The sequence below is a fragment of the Cytobacillus stercorigallinarum genome, from assembly GCF_014836495.1.
Taxonomy (GTDB): domain Bacteria; phylum Bacillota; class Bacilli; order Bacillales; family Cytobacillaceae; genus Cytobacillus; species Cytobacillus stercorigallinarum.
In genome coordinates this window covers 1-5,242 of sequence record NZ_JACSQT010000029.1, presented here as the reverse complement: position 1 = coordinate 5,242, position 5,242 = coordinate 1, and the positions used below count along the sequence as shown (strand labels likewise).

The window sequence follows — 5,242 nt, the reverse complement described above, 5'->3', positions numbered from 1 at the left end:
TCGTCGTTGAAAACAGTGTTGACAAGAAGGAATAAAATGACTCTTCTTTTTACACAATTATATGGACTTAATCAAATACCCCCACAAGAGAGTGTGAAATGAGGTGGATGTGTGAGCAAAGAGGAAATACCCCCACAAGTGAGCGAGAAATGAGCAAGATGTGTGGTCAAAGAGGAAAAGCCCCCACAAGTGAGCAAGAAATGAGTAAGATGTGTGGTCAAAGAGGAAAAGCCCTCACAAGTGAGCATGAAACGAGCAAGATGTGTGAGCAAAGAGGAAAAGCCCCCACAAGTGAGCAAGAAATGAGTAAGATGTGTGGTCAAAGAGAAAATACCCCCACAATGAGCATGAAACGTGCAAGATATGTGAGCAAACTGGAAATGTGCGCAACCGCGAGATGTGCGCAAAAACCCAACAAAAATGAGTTACAATTGCTCGTAATCCGTGTCGGAGTAAAAGGATTAAATAATTTCCTATCTGAGAAATGAAAGAACCTGAATCAATCGAGATTATTAATCCAGGTGCTTTCGCATTTGATTTAAACCGTTCTCCCCATGTAAAACCGTGCCTCCTCAATCATTTTATTCTCCTTCGCTGTTATCTCATCCGGTGTCAATTTAAAAACCATCGTATAACTCCCTAAAGAAGATTGGTATTTTTTCACATGCGTTTGAGCCAATTTTTTATCGTAATATCCGGGGACGTATTTATCGAGCATGCCTTGCATAGCGGCGGTGGCTTCTGTTATGTCGGTTACGGCTTGAAGTTGCCCGAAAAGCATAACGCTCATATAGGCAGTGTCCGTTTTCGCCGGAATCGGGCTAACCATTGTACCGTAATCTTCTGCGATGGTGAAACAGCAATGAGGGTTCTCGCGGATTATTTCAATTTTTCTGCCGGCAGCAGCACCGTGAAAATAAAGCGATCCGTTTATCCAAGTATAGTTTAATGGAACGACGTAAGGGTGTTCACCATCTGTTAATCCCAGATAACCGGTGCGTGTAGTACTTATTAATTGTTCAATGCGGACCTGATCGGTGCACACTAATTTTTGATTGCGAATTTCATAGGTCATTTCCATCCCATCCTTTTTGAGTAAATGTTAAAATAATCGTAAGAAAAATCTGTATTTAGTAAAAGTGCCAGAATGGAAAAATTTCTTAGGGACAGTTGGGGGTCAACGAGGTGGAAATCACGCCATTTATTCAAAGGGAATCATCTATACCGCTATATAGTCAGCTTTATCATTGGATAAAAACAGAAATTGAAGAGGGAAGGCTACCTCCTGGTACAAAGATCCCTTCAATTAGGCAGTTAACCGATTATTTACAGATTAGTAGAAACACAGTGGAGGCAGCGTACCAACAATTACAAGCAGAAGGTTACTTAGAGAGTGTCCCTAGAAGTGGGATTTGGGTCGCAGAAATCGAAGAACGGCTCGCTCATTCTTCTGAAGAAGTGCCATCACTTGTGATAGAGAGGGAAAGAGTGAGAAAGTCGGTCATTGATTTTAAGTATGGGAATGTCGACGTTATCAAGTTTCCTTTTAAAAGATGGAAAAAATGCCTGTCAGATGCGATGGAAGAAGAGGGGGAGTTATTATCCCAGTATAGCAACAAACAAGGTGAGTGGTCCTTACGTCGTGAAATAGCTACCTATTTGCTGCAATCAAGAGGAGTTCATACGAGACCAGAGCAGATTTTGATTACGAGTGGCACACAATCAGCAGTAGAGATCATTTGCCGACTTTTGAAATTGCAGGGAAAAGAGGTGGCGATAGAAGAGCCAGGCTATAGTGGGGTGCGTACCGTCTTTGTTGATCAAGGCTGTGAGATGGTCCCTGTGCCACTTGAGAAAGATGGTTTATCTATCTATCATCTACAGAAAAGTAAGGCAAAAGCCGTTTATGTGACCCCTTCTCACCAATTTCCGTTCGGGATGATTCTTCCAGTCGGTAAAAGAACGCAAATGCTTAACTGGGCTTATCAATCAGCTGGTTATATTATCGAGGATGATTATGACGGGGAGTTTCGTTATCAAGGTCAGCCTATCCCCTCGCTCAAATCGCTAGATGAAGAAGAAAAAGTCATCTACTTAGGAACCTTTTCAAAATCATTTCTCCCTTCCATGCGCATGAGCTTTATCGTTTTCCCGCCTTCACTAATGAAGCAGTACGGACAAAAGTTTTCTGATTATGACCAGCCGGTTTCACCTATGATACAAGTAGCTATGGCTAAGTTTATGCACGCAGGTGATTTTGAACGACATATTCGGAGAATGAGAAAAACATATCAGAGAAAACATCAAACACTATTAAATAGTATTGAGCAACATTTAGGCAATAAAGTAGAAATAATCGGGGAAAAATCGGGCTTACATATCCTCCTAGAATTACAAGGGCAGGCAGCACCACAAGTGATTGAAAAAGGGTTAAAAAAAGGTGTAAAAGTTTACGCCCCTTCACGTTTTTGGCTACATCCAATTAGCGACAGCCAAAGGTATATCATGCTTGGGTTTGGTGGACTATCCATTGAGGAAATTGAAGAGGGAATTGCGCTTTTAGCTAGTTGCATATAAACGAAAGTGACCCCACCTTAAAAGTGGGATCACCATTCCTGTTATTTTTTAACAACAGGAATCCACATTTCACCGTATACTGTACCGTTGTCCTCACTCATTTCCACTGTTGTGTTTGGTCCACCAACATAAGCATAGTCAGTCATTTCAACTAATGCTTGACCAAAGGCCACGGCTGTTAATTGATTACTTAATTCTTGAGCGGAGTCAGCTTTTCCTTCGACAACGAGGTAGGGTCCTTTAGGAAATTGGATAATTCTCGTTGCATCAGGTAATGTCTTTTCTGTCATCACGCCTGCATAATGCATCATTTTGTTATTGACCGCCTCATTGACTGCGAAAATATAATTATTGTCTGCCACGGATTTAAGCTGCTCAAGTGTGCCATCACTTTTCACCGTCTCCCAGAAATCGCTTTTTTGTTGATTGATGCTTTCTTGGTCTCTATAGTCCGCTACAATTTCAATTCCAAAGCCTAATACGACGAAACCTTCTTTTTCTTGTAATGAGTAATTAGCCATTTTTATCGTCCTTCTTTCTTGAAATTTAACCAAATGATTGGTGTTTTCATTTGATGAGTTTATAATAACTTTAAATCATGTCAAAAAATGACACTGTTAAGGAGACTGAGATGAAAAAGGTTGAAAGAATTAATGTCATGATGCGATACATTAATAATCGTGCCCATTTTACGATTGCTGAAATCATGCAGGAATTCCAAATATCGCGGTCAACAGCCATTCGCGATATCCGAGAAATTGAAAGCATGGGTGTGCCACTTGTTGCAGAAGTGGGACGAGACGGAGGCTACGCTGTCATGAAAAATGCAGTCCTTCCCTCTGTTCGCTTCACTGATAACGAGCTCAAAGCTCTGTTTATCGCCTTTATGGCAACGAGAAATTTGCAACTCCCTTATTTAAAGAGTCGCCAATCACTAGCTGAAAAATTACTTGGCCTGATTTCAGAAGCGCAACAAGATGATCTTGTACTTTTAAATAAGATTCTCTTATTTGAAGGAACGAACCCCCATAATCCTGACCTTTTAGAACTATCAGACTTACCTCATCCAATACTAGAAAAACTGATTCAACTGTTACTTTTTGACCGCTATCTCATACTTTCCGCAAACAACGAGAAATATTCTATCTACCTTATCCATCTATACCGCGAGAAAAATATTTGGTGGGTAGAAGGTTTTGATCTAAATGAAGAAAGAAAAAGGCTTATACCGGTAGATCATTTGACCGAGATAAACGTCTTCCATCCGAAAAAAAGATTAAGTAATAAAGCCATCCTAAAAAAGATGGCTGAACATCATGTGAAAGACAATATCGTCATGAAACTCGGACCAAAAGCCATTGCTCAATATAAAAAGTACCATCCTTTTAACGTCGCGCTTACCTATACAGATCCCTATCAAACAACAGCTATTGCAAAAATACATGTCACCATGGAGAAACGAGATCAACTAGAGGAAATAGCCAGTTGGGTGCTCTTTCTTGGTGATGATGTAGAATTGGTGGAGGTGCCGAGAGAGGTTTATACAGCTTTAGAAGAGAGGCTCTATAGATTTCAGCAGAGAAAGAAAAGCCAATAAAAACGCCAACCCAGCAATAAGCTAGATTGGCGTTGCGTTATGCGTATGATGTTTTTCGCCAAAAAGCCCCTTTGTCACAAGAGCTAATCGGTGGGAAAACTTCTTCGGTTTCTAGTTGGATTTTCTTTTCCTCGCCGGTTGGACTAGGTGTACGCGTCCCATCTGTATAACCATCCTGTTTTAAATCTCTCTCCAATTGCCATAAATCTTACCTCCTTTAGGGGTGTTTGTCTCTATTTATCCGCGTTTATACAGGCTAAACCAGAAGCAAGTCCAACTTTATTTTGAGGTCTTTTTTTCGGAAAACCCTCAAAAAGCACAAAAAGAAAAAGCCAGTAAGCGCAAGGCTTCTGAAACGGTATGATTTTTAACCATTTCGATGGAAGTATTACTTGTTCAAGGTCCTCATCCATTTTGCTTAACGTATCTTTTCCGCGTTTTGTTGGTAGAACCCCGTAATGAAAAAACATGTAATCCATGCAGTGGTTGTAACGATTATAGCTAGAAATAACCCCATAGCCTGCATGAAAATATCCTCTCCTTGATAGGATGGCTCAAGAGTGATGTACAAAAAAGTAAATAAAACGGTTAATCCCATGTAAAAACTACTTCCAATAGTAGCTAACTTTAATCTATCCCCTTTTGAGCCATGCCAGGCTTTATTTACTGATGCCCATAAATAGATGCTTGTGCATACAGCTAAAACCATAAAAATTAAGTGAACATAGGGAATGACAAAATAGCCCACAATATAAAGAGCCAGAATGGTAGCAGAAAATAGGACTGTATTCATGAAGAATAGGAGAATCCCAGCTCCCCAATGTGATTGGAACCATGGCGTCTTTTTTAAAAGGTGCACGAATGGATTCCCTTTGCCAAGTTGAGAGAGGATGGGGTTTTTAAAGAATATAATAACTAACATGATGAGTGAACCAACAAATAATATTAAAGACATTATAACCCTCCATAATAAAATTAATTTATATATAGGATCACTAGTGTTGCATAAATATTGTCGCAATTTTCAGTCTGATTATCCTCCCTGTTTAGAGCCAAAAAGGTAAATAC

7 protein-coding genes are annotated in these 5,242 nt (G+C 40.0%); 3 read left to right on the top strand and 4 right to left on the bottom strand.

The window, feature by feature from the left end; translation table 11 throughout:
• Positions 1 to 98 precede the first annotated feature (98 nt).
• A complete protein-coding gene (locus tag H9655_RS22200) occupies positions 99 to 488 on the top strand; it encodes a hypothetical protein (RefSeq protein WP_191817406.1) in 390 nt (129 codons plus the stop codon).
• A gap of 50 nt (positions 489 to 538) precedes the next feature.
• Here the strand turns inward: H9655_RS22200 and H9655_RS22195 are convergent, their stop codons facing one another.
• Complete coding sequence (locus H9655_RS22195) at positions 539 to 1,075, bottom strand: pyridoxamine 5'-phosphate oxidase family protein (protein WP_191817405.1); 537 nt, start codon at positions 1,073 to 1,075, stop codon at positions 539 to 541.
• Positions 1,076 to 1,185: 110 nt separating this feature from the next.
• Here H9655_RS22195 and pdxR point away from each other — a divergent pair, with 110 nt between their 5' ends.
• Entirely contained in the window at positions 1,186 to 2,577 is a 1,392-nt protein-coding gene (gene pdxR, locus H9655_RS22190) for a MocR-like pyridoxine biosynthesis transcription factor PdxR (protein WP_318245534.1), read from the top strand.
• 41 nt (positions 2,578 to 2,618) lie between these two features.
• Here the strand turns inward: pdxR and H9655_RS22185 are convergent, their stop codons facing one another.
• Positions 2,619 to 3,098, bottom strand: a complete 480-nt coding sequence (locus H9655_RS22185) for a GyrI-like domain-containing protein (protein ID WP_191817404.1) — start codon at positions 3,096 to 3,098, stop codon at positions 2,619 to 2,621.
• 110 nt (positions 3,099 to 3,208) lie between these two features.
• Here H9655_RS22185 and H9655_RS22180 point away from each other — a divergent pair, with 110 nt between their 5' ends.
• A complete protein-coding gene (locus tag H9655_RS22180; RefSeq protein ID WP_191817403.1) occupies positions 3,209 to 4,174 on the top strand; it encodes a helix-turn-helix transcriptional regulator in 966 nt (321 codons plus the stop codon).
• Positions 4,175 to 4,211: 37 nt separating this feature from the next.
• On the opposite strand, the gene H9655_RS22175 is transcribed toward H9655_RS22180, so the two are convergent.
• Complete coding sequence (locus tag H9655_RS22175; protein ID WP_191817402.1) at positions 4,212 to 4,370, bottom strand: hypothetical protein; 159 nt, start codon at positions 4,368 to 4,370, stop codon at positions 4,212 to 4,214.
• A 222-nt stretch (positions 4,371 to 4,592) separates the two neighbouring features.
• A complete protein-coding gene (locus H9655_RS22170; RefSeq protein ID WP_191817401.1) occupies positions 4,593 to 5,129 on the bottom strand; it encodes a hypothetical protein in 537 nt (178 codons plus the stop codon).
• Positions 5,130 to 5,242 lie beyond the last annotated feature (113 nt).